At 65.4% G+C, this 17886-nt stretch carries 18 protein-coding genes; all 18 read left to right on the top strand.

Going from position 1 to position 17886, the window contains the following annotated elements:
- The first annotated feature begins 1 nt into the window (after position 1).
- The 18 genes from MRAB57_RS14530 to MRAB57_RS14445 all read left to right on the top strand — a co-directional run bounded on the left by MRAB57_RS14530 (position 2) and on the right by MRAB57_RS14445 (position 17881).
- Positions 2–1120: a thiolase family protein gene (locus tag MRAB57_RS14530; protein WP_077082042.1), complete on the top strand. Its 1119-nt coding sequence runs from the start codon at positions 2–4 to the stop codon at positions 1118–1120.
- Positions 1117–1557, top strand: coding sequence for a Zn-ribbon domain-containing OB-fold protein (locus tag MRAB57_RS14525; RefSeq protein WP_077088024.1), 441 nt, complete (start codon positions 1117–1119; stop codon positions 1555–1557). Before MRAB57_RS14530 ends, MRAB57_RS14525 begins: the two co-directional genes overlap by 4 nt.
- Positions 1554–2849 carry an aromatic ring-hydroxylating oxygenase subunit alpha gene (locus tag MRAB57_RS14520; RefSeq protein ID WP_173813933.1) on the top strand — a complete coding sequence of 432 codons (1296 nt, stop codon included), beginning with the start codon at positions 1554–1556 and terminating at the stop codon, positions 2847–2849. Before MRAB57_RS14525 ends, MRAB57_RS14520 begins: the two co-directional genes overlap by 4 nt.
- The gene (locus MRAB57_RS14515; protein ID WP_077079610.1) at positions 2846–3361 is read left to right on the top strand and encodes an aromatic-ring-hydroxylating dioxygenase subunit beta; all 516 of its coding nucleotides are present in this window, start codon (positions 2846–2848) and stop codon (positions 3359–3361) included. Before MRAB57_RS14520 ends, MRAB57_RS14515 begins: the two co-directional genes overlap by 4 nt.
- A 16-nt stretch (positions 3362–3377) precedes the next feature.
- Positions 3378–4985, top strand: coding sequence for a class I adenylate-forming enzyme family protein (locus tag MRAB57_RS14510; RefSeq protein WP_108637634.1), 1608 nt, complete (start codon positions 3378–3380; stop codon positions 4983–4985).
- Positions 4982–5764: an enoyl-CoA hydratase/isomerase family protein gene (locus MRAB57_RS14505; protein WP_077079608.1), complete on the top strand. Its 783-nt coding sequence runs from the start codon at positions 4982–4984 to the stop codon at positions 5762–5764. The genes MRAB57_RS14510 and MRAB57_RS14505 overlap by 4 nt, the downstream gene beginning before the upstream one ends.
- A gap of 6 nt (positions 5765–5770) precedes the next feature.
- Positions 5771–7261, top strand: coding sequence for an aldehyde dehydrogenase (locus MRAB57_RS14500; RefSeq protein ID WP_077079607.1), 1491 nt, complete (start codon positions 5771–5773; stop codon positions 7259–7261).
- Between the two features lie 29 nt (positions 7262–7290).
- A complete protein-coding gene (locus MRAB57_RS14495) occupies positions 7291–7881 on the top strand; it encodes a flavin reductase family protein (RefSeq protein ID WP_077079606.1) in 591 nt (196 codons plus the stop codon).
- On the top strand, positions 7881–9044 hold the full coding sequence (locus MRAB57_RS14490; RefSeq protein WP_077088022.1) for an acyl-CoA dehydrogenase family protein: 1164 nt from the start codon (positions 7881–7883) through the stop codon (positions 9042–9044). Before MRAB57_RS14495 ends, MRAB57_RS14490 begins: the two co-directional genes overlap by 1 nt.
- Positions 9045–9081: 37 nt before the next feature.
- The gene (locus MRAB57_RS14485; protein WP_173814026.1) at positions 9082–9978 is read left to right on the top strand and encodes a TIGR03619 family F420-dependent LLM class oxidoreductase; all 897 of its coding nucleotides are present in this window, start codon (positions 9082–9084) and stop codon (positions 9976–9978) included.
- Positions 9975–10736 carry an alpha/beta fold hydrolase gene (locus MRAB57_RS14480; RefSeq protein WP_077088020.1) on the top strand — a complete coding sequence of 254 codons (762 nt, stop codon included), beginning with the start codon at positions 9975–9977 and terminating at the stop codon, positions 10734–10736. The genes MRAB57_RS14485 and MRAB57_RS14480 overlap by 4 nt, the downstream gene beginning before the upstream one ends.
- A complete protein-coding gene (locus MRAB57_RS14475) occupies positions 10733–11581 on the top strand; it encodes a thioesterase family protein (RefSeq protein WP_077088019.1) in 849 nt (282 codons plus the stop codon). The genes MRAB57_RS14480 and MRAB57_RS14475 overlap by 4 nt, the downstream gene beginning before the upstream one ends.
- A gap of 35 nt (positions 11582–11616) precedes the next feature.
- On the top strand, positions 11617–12264 hold the full coding sequence (locus MRAB57_RS14470) for a TetR/AcrR family transcriptional regulator (RefSeq protein ID WP_077088018.1): 648 nt from the start codon (positions 11617–11619) through the stop codon (positions 12262–12264).
- Positions 12265–12378: 114 nt separating this feature from the next.
- A complete protein-coding gene (locus tag MRAB57_RS14465; protein ID WP_077088017.1) occupies positions 12379–13323 on the top strand; it encodes a spirocyclase AveC family protein in 945 nt (314 codons plus the stop codon).
- Positions 13323–14510, top strand: coding sequence for an LLM class flavin-dependent oxidoreductase (locus MRAB57_RS14460; protein WP_077088016.1), 1188 nt, complete (start codon positions 13323–13325; stop codon positions 14508–14510). The genes MRAB57_RS14465 and MRAB57_RS14460 overlap by 1 nt, the downstream gene beginning before the upstream one ends.
- A 67-nt stretch (positions 14511–14577) precedes the next feature.
- Positions 14578–15684 carry a dihydrodipicolinate reductase gene (locus tag MRAB57_RS14455; RefSeq protein WP_245835918.1) on the top strand — a complete coding sequence of 369 codons (1107 nt, stop codon included), beginning with the start codon at positions 14578–14580 and terminating at the stop codon, positions 15682–15684.
- Entirely contained in the window at positions 15681–16766 is a 1086-nt protein-coding gene (locus MRAB57_RS14450; RefSeq protein WP_077088015.1) for an NAD(P)H-dependent amine dehydrogenase family protein, read from the top strand. The genes MRAB57_RS14455 and MRAB57_RS14450 overlap by 4 nt, the downstream gene beginning before the upstream one ends.
- Complete coding sequence (locus MRAB57_RS14445; protein WP_157900609.1) at positions 16763–17881, top strand: ABC transporter substrate-binding protein; 1119 nt, start codon at positions 16763–16765, stop codon at positions 17879–17881. The genes MRAB57_RS14450 and MRAB57_RS14445 overlap by 4 nt, the downstream gene beginning before the upstream one ends.
- The last annotated feature ends 5 nt before the right edge of the window (positions 17882–17886 follow it).

Here is a 17886-nt window from a genome sequence, read left to right as displayed (position 1 = left end):
CATGACCGCGATGTCGCTGCGTCCGGGCGCCACGCCGCTGGAGCTGGCCGTCAAGGCGAGTGCCGCCGCGCTGGCCGACGCCGGACTCGGGCGCGCTGATGTCGACGGGATCCTGGTCGGCTCGTCGCAGGGCGTCCGGCCGGACCGGCTGGGGGTTGGATTCGCCGCCGCGGCCGGCTTTTCGGACCTGCGCCTGCTGGAGCACGTCGAGATCAAGGGCGCCACGACTATCGCCATGATCCAGCGCGCGCGCCACGCGATCCTTTCCGGTGAGGCGTCGACCGTACTGTGCGTATTCGCCGACGCACCCCTGGTGGCCGGCCGCGGCGCAGGGTCGACTTACGCACACAGCGGCGGCAATGTCGGGGTGCGCGGGCTGGAGCGGGCGTCGGGGCTGCTTGGCTCGGTGCCGACGTATGCACTGCTGACCCAGCGCTGGCTGCACGTCACCGGCACCAGTGCCGACGCGCTGCGGGCGGTGGCCACCACCGCGAGGGGATGGGCGCGCGGCAATCCTGACGCGGTCAACCGAGAGCAGCTCGATGATGCCGACTACGACGCTTCCCCGATGATCGCCGAGCCGCTTCGGCTGCTCGACTGCGCCCGGCCGGTGAACGGCGCGGTCGCCGTCGTACTGACCGGGCGGCCCTCGGTCGGCGGCACCCGATTGCGGATTCGCGGCACTGGGCGTGCACATCCGGTGCGGCGCCGTCGCGCGGGAGCCGAGTCGTGGTTCGGCGGCGGTGGGCGCGCGGTGCAGGACGCGCTCGAACAGGCCGGCATGGTCCGATCCGACCTGCACGTCGCCGAGCTGTATGACCCGTTCTCGATCGTCACCCTGGCGCTGCTCGACGAATACCGGCTCACCGGTGACGTTCCGGCGGGCGCATTCGTGCGCGACGGCCACACCGGGCCGGGCGGCACGCTGCCGACCAACACCGGCGGTGGCCAGCTGTCCGGTTTCTACCTGCAGGGCATGACACCGTTGGCGGAGGCCATGATTCAACTGCGCGGCACCGGCGGGCAACGTCAGGTTCCCGGTGCCACGGTGGCGCTGGTTGGCGGCATCGGGGGCCGGCTGGACCACCATGCCGCGTTGGTGCTGGAGCGCGCCGCATGACCGCCACCGCGGTCGAGGACTGGCTGCTGGACAGCGCGCTGGCACCCGCCGCCGATGACGATGTGCTGGCGCCGCTGTACGGAGCGGCCTCACGCAACGAACTCGTGATGCCGTTCTGCGCGGCGTGCGCCCTGCCACTCGAGCTCGACCAAGAAGTCTGCGACAGCTGCGGGACCGCCGAACGCGCTTGGAGCACAGTCGCTCCGCGCGGAACGGTACACGCTGCGACGCTCATGCACCGGCGCGAGCCCGGCCTGGTGCGCGGCGTCATGCCCTACCCCATCGTCGACGTCGAGCTGACGAGCGGTCACCGGATGGTGATGACAACCGTGCAACCCGCCGGCACCGCACCGCCCATCGGCGCAGCGGTGCGCATCGGTTTCCGCCACCTCGGCGACGTCGCCATCCCGGCCATCGACATCCTGGAGGACCAGTGACAACCCTTGAATCCGCCTCTGCCGTAGATGATTTCGACGTCGGCAGCGTCATACGAAGTGACCGCGTGCACGGAACCGTGTACACGTCCGCCGAGATCTTCCGCCGCGAAATGGACACTATCTTCAAGACCGGATGGGTGTACGTCGCCCACGAGAGCGAGGTCAGCGAGCCGGGCGACTACCTCACCCGGATGATCGGGCATGACCCGGTCGTCGTGGCGCGCGGCAAGGACGGCGTGATTCGGGTGGTGCTCAACCGCTGCACCCACCGGGCCAACAAGCTGTGCAACGCCGAGAAGGGCAACGCCAACTCGTTCCGGTGCCCGTATCACGGCTGGACGTTTAGCAATACCGGTGCGCTGCAAGGTGTTCCGATGCGCGAGGGTTACGGCGATGCGTTCAATCAGGTGCGTTCGGAGCTGGGCCTTGCCCAGGCGCCCCGGGTGGACAGCTACGGCGGATTCGTCTTCGCGTCGCTGGCGCCCGAGGGCATCTCGTTGTCCGAGCATCTTGGCAGGGCAACGCGCGCCATCGATCGTCTGCTGAACCTGTCCCCCACCCGCGAGATCGACTTGCGGGCCAATTGGATGAAGCACTTGCACCATGCCAACTGGAAAATGGTGGTGGAGAACAACGTCGACGGCTACCACGCGCTGTTCACGCATGCCTCGGTGTACGACGCGATCAAGCCCGCCAAGGTGTCGCACGTCCCGACTAAGGTCGACGTGCTGGTCCGCGATCTCGGCAACGGCCATTCGGAGATCGACTACAGCGACGAATACCGGAAGCTCGACGAGGAATTCGTCTGGTACGGCCGTATCCCGCGGGCCAAGCTCGCCGACTATGTCGACGCCCTCGAGGGCGCGTACGGTTCCGTGCAGGCGCACGACGCACTGGTGGTGGGTCCACCACACACGTTGATCTGGCCCAACCTTTTCCTGGCCGAGATGAACGTGATGTTCGTCGAGCCGCAGGCGCCCGACCGCACCGTCGCCTACACCACCGCGGTTCTGATACCCGGCCAGGATGCGCTGAACGAGCGCACGTTGCGCCGTTCCGAGGGGGCGATGGGTCCGGCGGGATTCTTGATCGCCGACGACGGCGAGATCGGCATGCGCAACCAGGCCGGCCTCGCCGCCGAGCTGCCCGAGTGGCTGATGCTGGCCCGCGGCATAGAAAGCGATGTCGACGATACGACCGGAATCATCAACCGGGACAAGAGTGCCGAGACCCCCCAGCGCGGGTTCTACGCACACTGGGCCTCGGTCGTCGGCGGAGCGGCGGGCGCATGACCGTCAATTCCGAAACCCAGGCACGTCCCGTTCTGCGTCCGCTGCCAGACCCCGAGATCCTGTCGTTTCTGTATCTGGAGGCCCGCCTGGCCGACGAGGGCCGCTACTCGGAGTGGGAGGCGCTGTGGGCCGATGACGACGACACGGTTGAGTATCGCGTCCCGATGCACCCCGACGACGACCCGCGCACCACGCTGGCCTACATCAACGACAACCGGCGGCGGATCAAGAGCCGGGTGGCGCAGCTCAACACCGGCAACCGGCACTCCCAGACGCCACCGTCGGTGATGCGGCGGGTGATCTCCAACAGCGAGGTGGTGGACGCGGGTGCCGACAACGTCACGGTCGAATCCAACTTCGCATTGTTTGAATACCGTGTGCGTCAACGCTTCTGGTCCGGTCGGGTTATCCACACGATTCGCTTGTCCCCGGAAGGCCCGCGGCTGATTCGTAAGATCGTGCACCTGATCGACGCAAGCGGCCCGGTCGAGACACTCGCTTTCCTGATTTGAACGGACTTCTCATCTGATGCTCATCGGTGACATCGCAACCAACAACGCCCGCCGTTTCCCCGAGAAGCGTGCGCTGGTCGACGCCGACCGGGCGCTCACCTGGTCGCAGGTCGACGAGCGGGCCCGTCGACTCGCCAGCTTCCTGATCGGCCGGGGGCTGGCACCGGGCGATCGAGTGATGGTGATCGCCCGCAATTGCCTTGAATGGCCCGAGATCTCGTTCGGCCTGGCCAAGGCTGGGCTGATCACGGTACCGGTGAACATCCGGCTGGCTCCCGACGAGGTCGCCCACGTATGCGACGACTCCGGTGCGCGCGCGGTGATCATCCACGCGGACCACTTGGACAGGTTCCTGGGCGAATTGACGGAGCTGGGAATGATATTGGGCGTGGGTGCCCGCTCAGCGCTCGACACGAGCGAATTGGTCACCGACTACGAGACGGCGCTGGCGCAAGCGCAGCCCGGCGGCGGGCACCGCGACGTCACGCCGGATGACGTGGCGTTCATCCTGTACACCAGCGGCACGACCGGTCGAGCCAAGGGCGTGATGCACACCCACCGTGCCCTGCTCTACCAGGCGGCGGACACGAACCTTGTGACCGAGGCCAACCGCTCGGACGTCATGCTTGCCACCACCCCGTTCTTCACGGCGGGCGGCATGGTCCGCACGGTGTCATGGCTTTATCTCGGTCAGACCATGGTGATCCATCAGAGATTCGACCCGCAGGCCGTGATCGACGAGATCGAACGCAGTGCCATCACGTTCACGACGTTCATCCCGACGATGCTGCACCGCACGCTGGCGATCCTCGAGGACGGCCCGCCGCGGGACATGTCGAGCCTGCGGCGCATCTCCTACGGTTCAGCCCCCGTGCCGCCGGGCCTCGCGCGTAAAGCGATGGACCTGCTCGGTTGTGACCTGCAACAGCGCTACGGCCTGACCGAATGCGGCGGACAGGCCACGATTCTCACCCCGCAGGATCATCGCGACATCGTTGCCGGCAAAACCTCGATCTCAACCTCATGCGGGCAGGAAACCCCGATGTGTGTGATCCGCGTCATCGACGTCGACGGCAGAGACGCCCAGCCCGGCGACGTCGGCGAAATCGTGATCACCAGCCCCGCCAATGCGATTGGCTACTGGAACCGGCCCGAACAGACCGCCGAGACGTTTCGTCCCGATGGGTTGCGCTCCGGCGACTTGGGCTTCCTTGACGAGGAGGGCTACCTCCACATCACTGGGCGCAAAACCGATCTCATCATCTCCGGTGGGTTCAACGTCTACCCGGCGGAGATCGAGCGGGTGCTCGCTTCGCACCGCGGCGTGGACATGGTGGCGGTGGTCGGGGTTCCCGACCCGGAGTGGGGTGAGACGCCGGTCGCCGCTGTGATTCCCAAATCCCACGTCGCCGACCAGGACGCCCTGGCCGCCGAACTCGCCGCGTTGTGCCGCGCGGAATTGGCGGGTTACAAGCAGCCGCGCCGGTTCGTGTTCTGGCGCGAGTTCCCGCTCGGCCCCGCGGGCAAGATCCTCAAACGCGAGATCGCTAACCAGGTGAACCACGTAAGCGGGTCGGGTGAGAAGATGCCGGTATCCACCGGATCGACCGAGGAGCGACCGTGATCGAGCAGACCGACCTGGCCACCATCGAATTCCAGGTGACCGACCATGTCGCGACCGTGGCGCTCAACCGTCCCGACAAGCTGAACAGCTTCACCGAACAGATGGCCGCCGATCTGACCACGGCATGGGCCCGCGTACGCGACGACGAGGACATCCGCGTCGCGGTGCTGTGCGCCAACGGCGAGCGCGCGTTCTGCACCGGAATCGACGTCACCGAGGGCACCTGGTGGACCCACAAGCCCATCTTCAACCAGGAGGACCCGGGCGAACTACTGGGACCCAAGGCGCACAAAGTGTGGAAGCCGGTGATCGCGGCACTGCATGGCATCGTGGCCGGCGGCGCCATGTACTTCGTCAACGAGTGCGACTTCTCGATCTGCAGTGAGACAGCCACGTTCTTCGATCCGCACGCCAATGCGGGCATCGTCTCGGCACTGGAGCCGATGGGCATGCTGGCCCTCGGTGTGCCCTACGGCGAGGTGATGCGCTGGGCGTTGCTCGGCAGCGAGGAGCGGATATCGGCGCAGACCGCTCTACGCATCGGGCTCGTGACTGAGGTGGTCCCGGACGACCAACTACGGGCCCGCGCCTTCGAATTGGCCTCCGAAATCGCCGCGCGCAGACCTAATGGTGTTCAGGGCACCGTTCGCGCGATGTGGGAGGCCCGCGATCTGACCCCCAGTGTTGCTGCCCGACACGGAAAGTTCTTCACCGACCTCGGCAATGCCGGAGCCAGCCCGGACTCGTTGAACAACAAGAAGAAGCCGCGAACTCGATGAGGACGCATGACTGACACCGCGACCGAGACGTTGGTCCAGTTCGATCTCTTGATCGGGGGCGAATCATCGCCCGCCGCATCGGGATTGACGTACGACAGTGTTGACCCCTTCACCGGCAGGCCCTGGGCACGCGTGCCCGACGGCGGGGCCGTCGACGTGGACCGCGCCGTAGCGGCCGCCCGTGCTGCGCTGAATGGACCGTGGGGTGCGCTCACTGCGACCGCCCGCGGCAAGCTGCTGGGGCGACTCGGTGAGATCATCGCGCGCGAGGCCGAGCAACTGGCCCAACTCGAGGTGCGCGACGGCGGCAAGCTGGTTCGCGAAATGGTCGGCCAGATGCGGTCGCTGCCCGACTACTACTTCTACTACGGCGGGCTGGCAGACAAGCTGCAGGGCGACGTCATACCGGTGGATAAGCCCAACTACCTCGTCTACACCCGGCATGAACCGGTCGGCGTGGTCGGCGCGATCACGCCCTGGAACTCGCCGCTGCTGCTGCTGACCTGGAAATTGGCCGCCGGACTGGCCGCGGGTTGCACGTTCGTCGTCAAGCCAAGCGATCACACCCCGACATCGACGCTGGCGTTCGCAAAGCTGTTCGCCGAGGCCGGTTTTCCGCCGGGCGTCATCAACGTCGTCACCGGCTGGGGCCCCGAGACGGGTGCCGCGCTCGCGTCGCACCCGGGTGTCGACAAGATCGCGTTCACCGGATCGACGAACACTGGCATTCAGGTCGGCAAGGCCGCGATCGACAACATGACCCGGTTCTCCCTCGAACTCGGCGGCAAGTCGGCGCAGGTGGTGTTCGCCGATGCCGACCTCGACGCCGCGGCCAACGGGGTAATCGCCGGCGTGTTCGCCGCTACCGGCCAGACGTGTCTGGCGGGCTCGCGCCTTCTCGTGGACCGCAGCGTCGCCGACACACTGGTGGACAAGATCGTCGCGCGGGCGGCGACCATCAAACTGGGTGACCCGAAGGACCCGGCGACCGAGATGGGTCCGGTATCCAACCAGCCCCAGTACGAGAAGGTGCTGTCGCACTTCGCTTCTGCCCGCGAGCAGGGCGCAACGGTCGCCTACGGCGGCGAGCCGGCCACCGACCTCGGCGGCTTCTTCGTCAAGCCCACGGTGCTGACCGGTGTCGACCCGTCGATGCGGGCCGTCGCCGAGGAGATCTTCGGACCGGTGCTGGCGGTGATGACCTTCGCCGACGAGGACGAGGCCGTCGCCGCCGCCAATAGCACCGAGTTCGGATTGGCCGCGGCGGTGTGGACCAAGGACGTCTACCGGGCGCACCGGGTAGCGGCCAAGCTGCGCGCGGGTACGGTCTGGATCAATGCGTATCGCGTTGTCGCGCCACATGTTCCATTCGGCGGCATTGGCTACAGCGGCATCGGGCGAGAAAACGGCATCGACGCCATCAAGGACTTCACCGAGACGAAAGCGGTGTGGGTGGAACTGTCCGGGGACACCCGCGACCCGTTCACGCTCGGCTGATCTGCAGCCAATCGACAAGGGGTATACACATGACGCTAGACCTCACGGCCGCCGACAAGGTGCTGGCCGGACTGCGACCATTTCCGGTGGCAGTCACCACGATTGACGGCGGAGTCGCCAACGGGCTGATGTCGCTGTCGGCCGGCTCGGCCAGCATTGTGCCGGAACTGCCGCGCGCAACCGTCAGCCTGACCAAGTACAACAAGACGCACGACATGCTGGTGAACTCCGGCATCTTCGTGATGCACATGCTGTCGGCCGGCCCGGACGAGATCGACAAGTCGATGGAGATCCTGATGACACTCGGTGGCAGTTCGGGGCGGGACGGCGACAAGATCTCCATGCTGCGCACCAAGCCGGGCGTCACGGGTGCGCCGATCCTGCTCGATGCACATAGCTACGTCGAGTGCCGCATCACCGGGTCGCTGGACAATGACGAGAACACCATCTTCGTCGGCGACGTCGTCGCCGCGGAGGTGTTCAGCTCCGCGCAGCGGCTGCGGATCGGTGAGGCGTGGGGCAAACTGCCGCACGAGTGGATCGAGCGATACGAGGCGAATCACGAGCCGCAGCTGCAGAGTGCACGCGACCTGCGGGCGGCCGCTGCGGCGCGGGTCTGATGTCCGAAGGGCCTTCCGGCGCATGGCAGCTGCCAGGAGAACTGGTGATGCTGCGCGACACCGTGCGGCGCTTCATGGATGCCCACGTGCATCCCCTTGAGGAGAAGCTGGACCACGACACGGTCGGGCTACCCCGCGAGCAGCTCATCGAGCTGCAGGCCAAAGCCAGGGCACTCGGGCTATGGGCGCTGCAGACGCCCGCCGCGCACGGCGGTGCCGGGCTGAGTGTCCTCGGTCAGGTGGTGGTTGCCGAGGAAGCCGCGAAATGCCGTATGGGAGCCTTCTTTCCGGCACTCGGCGCCTTCGGCGGTAACCCGCCCAACATCATGTTCAAGGCGTCGGCGGAGCAGTTCGACCGATACGCCAAGCCCATCGTCGACGGCACCATGTCCAAGGCGTACACCGCGATCACCGAGGCTTCCGGTGGGTCGGATCCGGCGCGGGCGATCCAACTCAAGGCGGTGCGCGACGGCGACGGCTACCTGCTCAACGGCTCGAAGATGTGGATCTCGCATGCGCCCGATGCCGACTGGGGCGTGATCTACGCCCGCACCGGCGAGGGGCGCCAGGGTATCTCGGCCTTCATTCTTGAGAAGAACACCCCCGGAGTCACGTTCAGCCGCATCCCCGTGATGGCGTCTTTTGCGCCGTACGAGTTGCACTTCGGCAACGTGCGGATACCCGCGGGCCGGCTGATCGGTGCTGAGGGACAGGGCTTTTCGCTGGCAAGCGAATTCCTGGTGCATGGCCGCATCGTGTACGCCGCCGGCCCGATCGGGATCGCGCAGAGCGCACTCGACATGACCTGCCAATGGGCGAGGGACCGGGTTGTGTTCGGCGGCAAGCTCGCTGACAAGCAGGGCATCCAGTGGATGCTGGTGGACAGTGAGGTGGACCTGCGCGCCGCGCGGCTGCTGATGTACCAGGCCGCCTGGAACGCCGACCTGGGACGCGACGTCCGGGTGGATGCGTCGGTGGCCAAGATGTTCGGAACCGAGGCCGCCTACCGGGTTCTCGACCGGTGCATCCAAGTTCACGGCGCGCTGGGAATCTCCACCGAGCTGCCGCTGGAGCGATGGTTTCGCGACCTGCGGGTCAAGCGGCTCGGCGAAGGGGCCACCGAGGTCCAGCGCGAAGTCATTGCGCGATCACTGGTGAGATAGTCGCGGCGACAAGAGGAGCAACGTGCGCTACAACCTGATGTTCCCGATGCGGGCCGTCAAACACTGGGACCGGTGGTGCGAGGGCGCAGGCATCGGCGACGTCGCACGACTGGTCGAAGAGGCCGGCTTCGATGCCTTCTCGATGTCCGAACACCCGTATCCCGACCGGGAGTGGTTGGCCCGCGGCGGCCACCACGCCTTCGATCCGTTCGTGTCACTGAGCTTCGCCGCGGCCGCCACCACCCGCATCCGGTTGATGACCTACCTCTTGGTGTCCGGTTATCGCAACCCGTATCTGACAGCGAAAGCGGCCGCGAGCTTCGATGTGCTCTCGGGTGGTCGGTTCACATTAGGCACGGGCGCCGGCTACCTCAAGGCCGAATTCCAAGCGTTGGGCGCCGAGTTCGAGCGGCGTGGCGCGCTGTTCGACGAGGCGATCGCCGCGTGGAAGGCAGCCTGGGCGGGCGTCGACCACGACGGGCCGGAGTTCGGGGCCAGGGGTCATGTTGCGCTGCCGCCGCCGCTGACGACGGGCGGTCCGCCGATCTGGATCGGAGGCAACAGCGCCGCCGCGCAGCGCCGCGTCATCAAGGTCGCCGACGGCTGGATGCCGATGGCCGCGTCGGGCGAGATGGCCGTGATCACCCGCGCCCGGCCACTCGAAGACATTGCCACACTTGGCGAGTGGATCTCGAGGGTGAACAAGCAACGGGCGGACGCGGGCCGCGACGCTGCTGACGTCGCCTTCGTCCCGTTCGAAGCAGACCTGCTCGCCAGTGCCGACTGCGACGAGTTTTGTGCCGCGGTGCGGCGGCGCCTGGACACCTATGCCGAGGCGGGCGTCACGTGGATCACCATCGAGCCGGCCAGCAGGAGCTTCTCCGACTTCCGCACCGACATCGACATGCTGAGCTCCCAGTTGGTCGACCGATGAACGGCTCCGCCGCGACGCTGCCCGACCTCGTGCTCGTCCATGGCGGCGAGCACGCCGGAGACTGCTGGGATCTCGTCGTCGCCGAATTGCGCCGTCAGGAACCGGAATTGCGTACCCTCGCCGTGGATCTGCCGGGCCGCGGGCGCACGCCAGGAGACCTCGCGACGGCCACCATCGGCGAGTGGGTGGACTCCGTCGTCGCCGACATCGAGGAAGCGGATCTTGGTGACATCGTAATCGTGGGCCACTCGATGGCCGGTGTGACGGTGCCCGGCGTCGTCACCAAACTCGGCTCAGCCCGAGTACGCGAGATGGTTCTCGTCAGCGCGTTCGTCCCCCGTCAGGGTCAGGCGATCGTCGACACCTTGGGCGGTCCCCTGGCGGCCTTCGCGCGGTTCGCCGCCCGAGGCGGCAGACCGTTCAAGGTTCCAACCATCGCCGCGCAGTACGCGTTCTGCAACGGCATGACGAAGCAACGGCGCCGACTGGCGATATCGAGGTTGTACACCGAATCGGCGGCCGTTCCCGCGGAGCCCGCGGACCGCAGCGGATTTCCCGACGATGTGCCGCGCACCTGGGTACTGACCACCCGAGACCGAGCCCTGTCGCAAAAGTCCCAACGCGCGAGTATCACCGCCCTCGGCGGCGTGCACGAGGTGATTCCCGTTGACACCTGCCACGACGTCATGTTCAGCCACCCGGAACTGTTGGCGCGAATACTCCTTGAGCGCTGCCGACTGCGAGGGAGCATCCGATGACAGATTCACCGGGGAAGTCGGCCCGCCCTGCGCCGACCAGCTTCTTCGTCACCGACGGGAACGCTTACGTACCAACCCGTTTGGCGAGGGGCCCGTGGGGTCCGTCAGTCAGCGGTAACTACGTCGGGGGGTTGCTGGCGCGCGCGGTCGAACAAGGAGTCGACGACGTCGACCTTCAGCCTGCCCGGCTGACGGTGGATCTGCTGCGGCCGGTGGCGCTGCAACCCGTGCAGATGCACTCTTCGGTGGTGCGCGAGGGTCGGCGACTTCGCGTGGTCGACGCGGTCATGACGCAGAACGACGTGGTGGTCGCTCGCGCCAGTGCGTTGTTCCTGCGCCGCAGCGAGCATGCCGAGGACACGGTGTGGACGTCGCCGGTCACCATGCCCGCACTACCGGCGGAGCCCGATGTGTTGGCTGACGATGTCCCGTTGGTGTTGCACTCGTTCGGCCGGGACCCGGTCGCTGGCAGCCCGGGCGTCGGGGTCACCGAGTGGCGACACCATGGGCAGAAGTTCGTCTGGCTGCGGGAGACCAAGCTGCTCGTCGACGACGAGCCCCTGTCGTCGTTTACTCGCGCCATCATGGCCGGCGACGTCACCAGCTCGTTAACCCATTGGGGCACTGAAGGATTACAGTTCATCAACGCCGACTACACGATCACGCTAAGTCGCTTGCCGCAAGGCGTCTACATAGGATTGGCGTCGATGACGCACTACAGCCACGCTGGGGTCGCCACCGGCGTGGCGACGCTATTCGACGAAAAGGGACCCATCGGCAGCGGTATGGCAACGGCATTGGCGAACCCGGGATTCACGCCACCACCGTCGATAGTGTCGGGCTGATCGGCGGTCGGCGATCAACCCAATATGCTGTCCGGATGCAGCAACCCGCGGCGAAGGTTCGTGTCAAGCGCGGCACGGCGCAGCAGCATCTGCTCGATTCTGCGCAGCAACTCTTCGCCGAACGGGGTTACCGGGGCACCACGACCAAGGACATCGCGCAGAACGCCGGCGTGTCAGAGAATCTGATCTTTCGATACTTCACCTCGAAGTCGGAGTTGATGCTCGCGTCGGTGGTCAATCCGTTGTTCGCCACACTTCAACGTTTCGCCGACGATTGGCGCCGCAACGACACCTTGCGGGCTCAGCCGCACCAGGAGATCGTCCACCGTTTCGTTGCTGAGGTGGTGGACTTGATCGACAGCCATCATGGCTTGGCTCGTGCGATCCTCAACGTCCTCGTCGAGCGTCCGCCCGATTTCGACACCGCCACCATCGGCCGGCAATTCGCGGAAGTCCTGCAGGGCATGGGCCCCGAGATGGGCGAGTTCCTCAGCCGTCGTGAGCTGACGTCGACGAATCCGGGCCTAGTGCTGCGAATGGGCATCATCTCGGCGATCACCAATGTCGTGCTGCTGCCGGAGTCCTACGGCGTGGGCGAGCAACCACCAAGCAAGGCCGTGATCGTCGACGAATTGACCAATTTCGTCGTCTACGGGCTTCAGCCGGTACCGCCGAAAACCTAGGGCCTAGGGGCTATCCCCTGGCACCCACCGAGATAGTTAAGTGGTCGCTTGACATTGCTGTGAGCGGCGTCATACGCTTCGAATCGCTTGGGGACTCATCGAAGAGGAGCGGCCATGTACTGGGGCGTCGTCGTATTCGAGACACTGTGCTGGCTGGTGTTCTTCTCCATGCTCGGCACGTTTACGTACCTGAGTTACAAGCGTGGACGCATCCTCCCCGGTCTATGGTTCGTACTCGGAATCTTCGCGATGTCGTGGATCGAGGCGCCGTTCGACAACGCCATGTACGCGCAGTTTCACCCCGACTTTCACCGGCTGCCGGCAATCGGGCCGATCGGCATGACCCAGGGACAACTGCCGGTCATCGCACCACCGGGCTACATCATGTACTTCCTGCTGCCTGCACTCATCGCGGTTGGAATCGCCAAACTGATCATCAAGCGTTTCGACACCAATCGAGTGAACACTTTCGTGTCCTGCGGACTGGCCGTTGGGATCACCTGGGATTTGTCGATCGAAGGCCTTCAGGCGCAGTACTTGCATCTCTGGACGTTCTCCCGGGTGATACCCGGTCTCGCGATCAGCAACGGCATGGGCCTGCTCCCGGCCTACATCCCATTGGCAATGGCCACGTTCATCGTCTTCGCCGCCGTCGTCGTTGGAAACACCACGCCAGCCGGCGACTCGCTCGTTGACGTCTGGGCGAAGTCGAAGACGCCATCACCAGGCGTCCGCCTGGGCCTGCAGGCCACCGCCTACGTCGTGCTGTGCAACGTCGTGTACGCCGCCAGCTACCTGCCACACGCCATCACCAAGTACGTCGGAATGTTGACCCAAACCGGAGTCCTGGTCCCCTACCCGAGCAAGATCGCCGTGCAGCCGGAATCCGGCGCCCCGCAGTCCAACGGCGCTCTCGGCGCAATCATCATGTGGGGCTTACTGATTGGTTGCGTTGCGCTCACGTCGTGGTGGGCAAAGCGCACTGACCGCTTCCTGATCGCTCCCTCGTTGGTGTCCGCGAGCTCACTGACCGACCGCGCGCCGTCCCTGGCGACGTAATGGAGATCGGCGTCTACGGGGTCCACTTCCCGCCCTTTGAACTCGCAACCGGCGCGGCTGTCGGGGCCGAGGCGGCAGGCATGGACTTCATCATTTACGGTGACCAACTCTGCTTCACTCATCCCAGTTCACTATGGACACCCGACATCACCGATGTCGCCACACTGCTGCCCACCTTCAATGCGTTCATGGACACCGGGCCAATCATCGCGGCGGCAGCCGCTCAGACCAGCACCATCAAGTTCCACTACGGAGTGATCGACGCAGTCCGACGTCCGCCGTCGGTCATCGCCCAGAGCTTGCTGACACTGGACCACGCCACCAAGGGCCGGGTTCGCCTGCTCTTGGCCAATGGCGAGAACAAACAGATGAAGCCTTACGGGATCGCACGGAAGGGCGCAAACGAAAAGCTGTCGGATTCCCTTCGCATGGTGCAGAAGTTCCTTCGCACAACCGATCCCGTCAGCGATGAAGGAATCGTATGGAAGCATAAAGACGCAATCGTCGCGGTTCATCCGTATGGCGACACCCCTCCGCCGGTCTACGTGGCAGGCGGCGGACCAGAGGTACTCGAGTTGATCGGCGAGTACGCCGACGGCTGGTTCACCTACATTCCCGGCGCCAGCGAGGACACCCCCGAACGGTTCGCCGAGGACGTCGCCACGGTCCGCGAGCACGCCGAGCGCGCTGGCCGGGACCCTGGGAGCATTAAGATTTCGGTCACGATGATCACTGTGCTCGACGAGGACGAAGCAAATCTCGCCGAGTTACGGGAACATCCGTTCGTCCTCTGGAACACCATGCTGGCGACGCCGACCAGCGCCACCTACACACGGTGGGGTCTCACCCATCCCTACGGTGAGAACTGGATGTTCTCCCGAGATTGCATCCCGCCGTGGATCTCTCGCGAAGAGGCCCTCGACGTATGCGCGAGAACCCCGCGTGAGGCGATCGACAAAGTGCAGTTCGTCGGGACCTCAGCACAGGTGCTGGAGCGTCTTGCGCCCTACCTGGATCTCGGTGTGATCGATGAGCTGTCGTTGGTCAACTACGCCGAGTTGTGCGGTGTGAAGTACATGGCATCGGCGGGCGAGGCCATTGTCGCGCTGCTGTCCAAGGTAAAGGGGATCGAACCCGCCACGGGTCCGGGTGTCACGACCCTCGTCACCGAAGGATTGTCCACCTAGTCGACGGACCGGGCACACGCCCACCGGTGACTCAATGACGACTGAACGACGAGGCGAAAGAGACCAGGTGACCTATCGGGTAGCCCATGGCGGAACAGGTTTGACGGGCCGGGAAGCGTTGCGCGGCATCATCAACGACCCGGCTCTCGATCTGATCGCCGTGCTGGTGACGACACCGGCGAAGGTCGGCGTCGACGCTGGATCGTTGTGCGGACTCCCCGACATCGGCCTGCTCGCCACCGACGACGTCGACGCGATCATCGCCGCCAAACCGGACTGCTTCTGCTACTGCGGAACCGCCGTGCGTCGCGAAGAGCAGGCCATCGAGGACATGGCACGACTTCTTCGGGTGGGGATTAACGTTGTCACCATCTCCACTATCCCGATGATCTACTCCCCCGCGGCACCGCAGAGTTGGCATGACACCATCGAAAGCGCTTGTCGGGAAGGCCAATCCAGCTTCTACGCCACCGGCAGCGAACCCGGCGTCGCCAGCCTGAACATTCCGACCGCGCTACTGGCAGGCGCTGGTCAGGTCGACAGCTACCGGATGGATGAGTATGCACTGGGCCTCGACGAGACTTACCCGATCTGGGAGGTGCTGCACGAATCCATGGGCTTCGGGAAGCCGGACGGCCATATGCCCGCGCGCATCGCCTCGGGCAAGGTGAACCACGATTGGGAGACCGTGGTGCGCTACATCGCCGAAATCCTGGGCTACCAGCTGGACGACATCGATCTCGATTGGGAGACGCTCAAGGCCCCCACCGATCTCGACACCAATGTCGGCGTGCTTGCTGCCGGGACGATCTGCGCCCACCGGTGGCGGCTCGCCGGCAAAGTCCAAGGCAAGGCGGTGGTCTCGGTGCAATACTTCGCGACCGTGTCCAGCACGCCGTGGCCGGACGCCTGGCCGCGTCCGGTTGCGAAGGCGGCCAGCGCTGTCGTATATCGAGTGGCCGGTCGCCCCAACATGCGCATGCAGCTGTGCTTCGATGCCCAGGACGGGGAGAAGAACCTCAACTCCGCGATCGCGCTCACGGGAATGGCTGCGGTGAACGCGATTCCGCATCTCATCGCAGCCGAGCCCGGTATCCGTGACCCGATCGCAGGCCGAGACGTCGTGACCAGACAGGCCGTCGGCGCGCGCGCAACCAGCGGGACCCCAGCATGAAGCGCTACCGGGTCGCCCACTACGGCACCGGCCACACCGGCACACTGGTCCTGCGTCAGCTCCTGGCGCGACCTGACATCGAATTGGTCGGCCACCTGGTGCACAGCCCAGAGAAAATCGGGAAGGACGCCGGAGAGATCGTCGGCGTCGGCCCGGTCGGCGTGCGTGCCACCGGCAGCTTCGACGAGTTCTGCGCACTCGATGTGGACTGCGTGACCTACATGGCCACCGAATTCGGCCGCGAGGTCGACGACGTCATCGACGAGATGTGCCGGCTGCTCGAGTCCGGCAAGAACGTCGTCACCACCACATTCATCCGGTTGGTCTATCCGAAGTCGCTGCCCCCGGACATGCTCGTCAAGCTCGAGAAGGCTTGCGCTGCAGGGCAATCTGCCTTGATGGGAACTGGAATCGCGCCAGGGTTCACCACGGATGCGTTGCCGGTGTACCTCGGCTCGCTGTGCGAGGCTCCGCGCACCGTTCGGGTAGCCGAACGCGTGCTACAGGGCACCTATTCAGACCCGTTGTCGTTCATGGCACTCGGTTTCGGCACCGTGCCGCAGGGCCCGACCACCGACCTGCCCGCTGACGTCTGGACAGTGCACTTCGAGGGCGCTCTGCAGATGCTGGCCGACGGCTACGGCTGGGAATTGGAGTCCATCAACGCGTATCAGGACCTTGCGTTGGCCGACAAAGACTACGAGTTCGAGGCGGGCGCCATTCCGCAAGGCACGGTCGCGGCGGTGCGGTTGCGGTTCGACGGCATCGTGGACGGTGAGCCGCGGCTGCGAATGTCGTGGGTCTACACCATGCCTGACGAGCCGGGCGACGCCTGGTCACCCGCGCGACCCACGGGATCGAAGGGACGCCGTTTCACCCATGTCGACATCGACGGCACCCCTAGCGTCTCGGTGCAGCTCGAGTTGGACGGCGGGGAGCTTCCTGGCGGCGACGCAACGGCGACCCGGGCGCTCAACGCGATCAAAGCGGTGTGCAACGCCACGCCGACCGTCCACAGTGCATTGGACCTCGTGGTCACCCCGCAGGGTGTGCAAACCAACAAGCAAGGAGACTCGTTGTGACCGGCCGCGACATCAACGGCGGTATTCCGGCGGGATCACCGTCGGTGAAAGTTGGTATCTGTCTTGACTTCCCGATCGTGGATGTCAAGCAGTCCTTCCTCGACGCGTGCCGGTTGGCGTTCGACGAGGCTCTGGACAATGGCATCCTGGACCGGCCCGCCCGGCTGATCATCCGCGATGTCGAAGGGCTGCCCCGCGGCGACGCGTACGACGTAGTTAAAGCCTGGCAGGAACTCGTCGACGAGGGCAGCGTCGGCATCATCGGCCCGATGATCAGCGATAATTCCCTTGCGGTCAAAGAACATATGGCATCGGGCCCACGCAAGGTTTCGACGATCACCTGGAGTGGCACCGACCGCCAGTACGACGAGTACATGTTCGGATTCGGCAACGGATCGCTGCCCGAGGAGGGCTACCTGATTGCCGAGGCGATCGCCGACCGTGGTCTCAAAACCGTGGCAGTCGTCTTCGAGCGTGCGGCACCGGGCTATGAGTACGCCGAGTTCTTTACCGACGCCTGTCGGCGCGAGGGCCTAGAGATCGTCCACAGCGAGGGCGTCGGCCAGACCGATCGCGACCTGACCAAGACGGTCGCGCGGCTGCAAGCCAGGAACCCGGATGCGGTGGCGTACTTCGGCTTCGGCTTACCCGGCATCGAGATGAACTCGGCGTTCATCGCGGCGGATTACAGCCCGCCGCGTTACATGTGCACCGCCTTCATCAACTGTTACGTGGTGCCACAGTGGATGAAGGGCCTGCAGGGCTGGATCGGCGTCGACCAGTACGACGAGGAAAACCGGGTCGGACAAGCCATGCAGGAGCGCTTCGAGAAGCGGTGGGGATACCGTCAGGAGAACTGCATCCCGACGTTGGCGTTCGACTGTGCCGACGCCATGGCACGCGGGATCGGATTCGCCCAGACGCTGACTCCGCTCGGCGTGATGAAGGGCCTCGAAAAAGTCAAGGCCGTCCCGTCTGCCACCGGTGGGCCGGGAACCCGAATCTCGCTGGGCCAGTACAACCGGCGCGCCTGGCACGGCGTCAACTACCTGGTGCTGCGTGAGATCAACGAAGACGCCAGCGCCACCCGCCTCGTCGCACGATTCCGCAGCTGACAGAA

The sequence above is a fragment of the Mycobacterium rhizamassiliense genome, assembly GCF_900157375.1.
GTDB classification, from domain to species: Bacteria; Actinomycetota; Actinomycetes; order Mycobacteriales; family Mycobacteriaceae; genus Mycobacterium; species Mycobacterium rhizamassiliense.
Note: the sequence above shows the minus strand (reverse complement) of the source record. Positions and strands in the feature narration are given on the sequence as shown.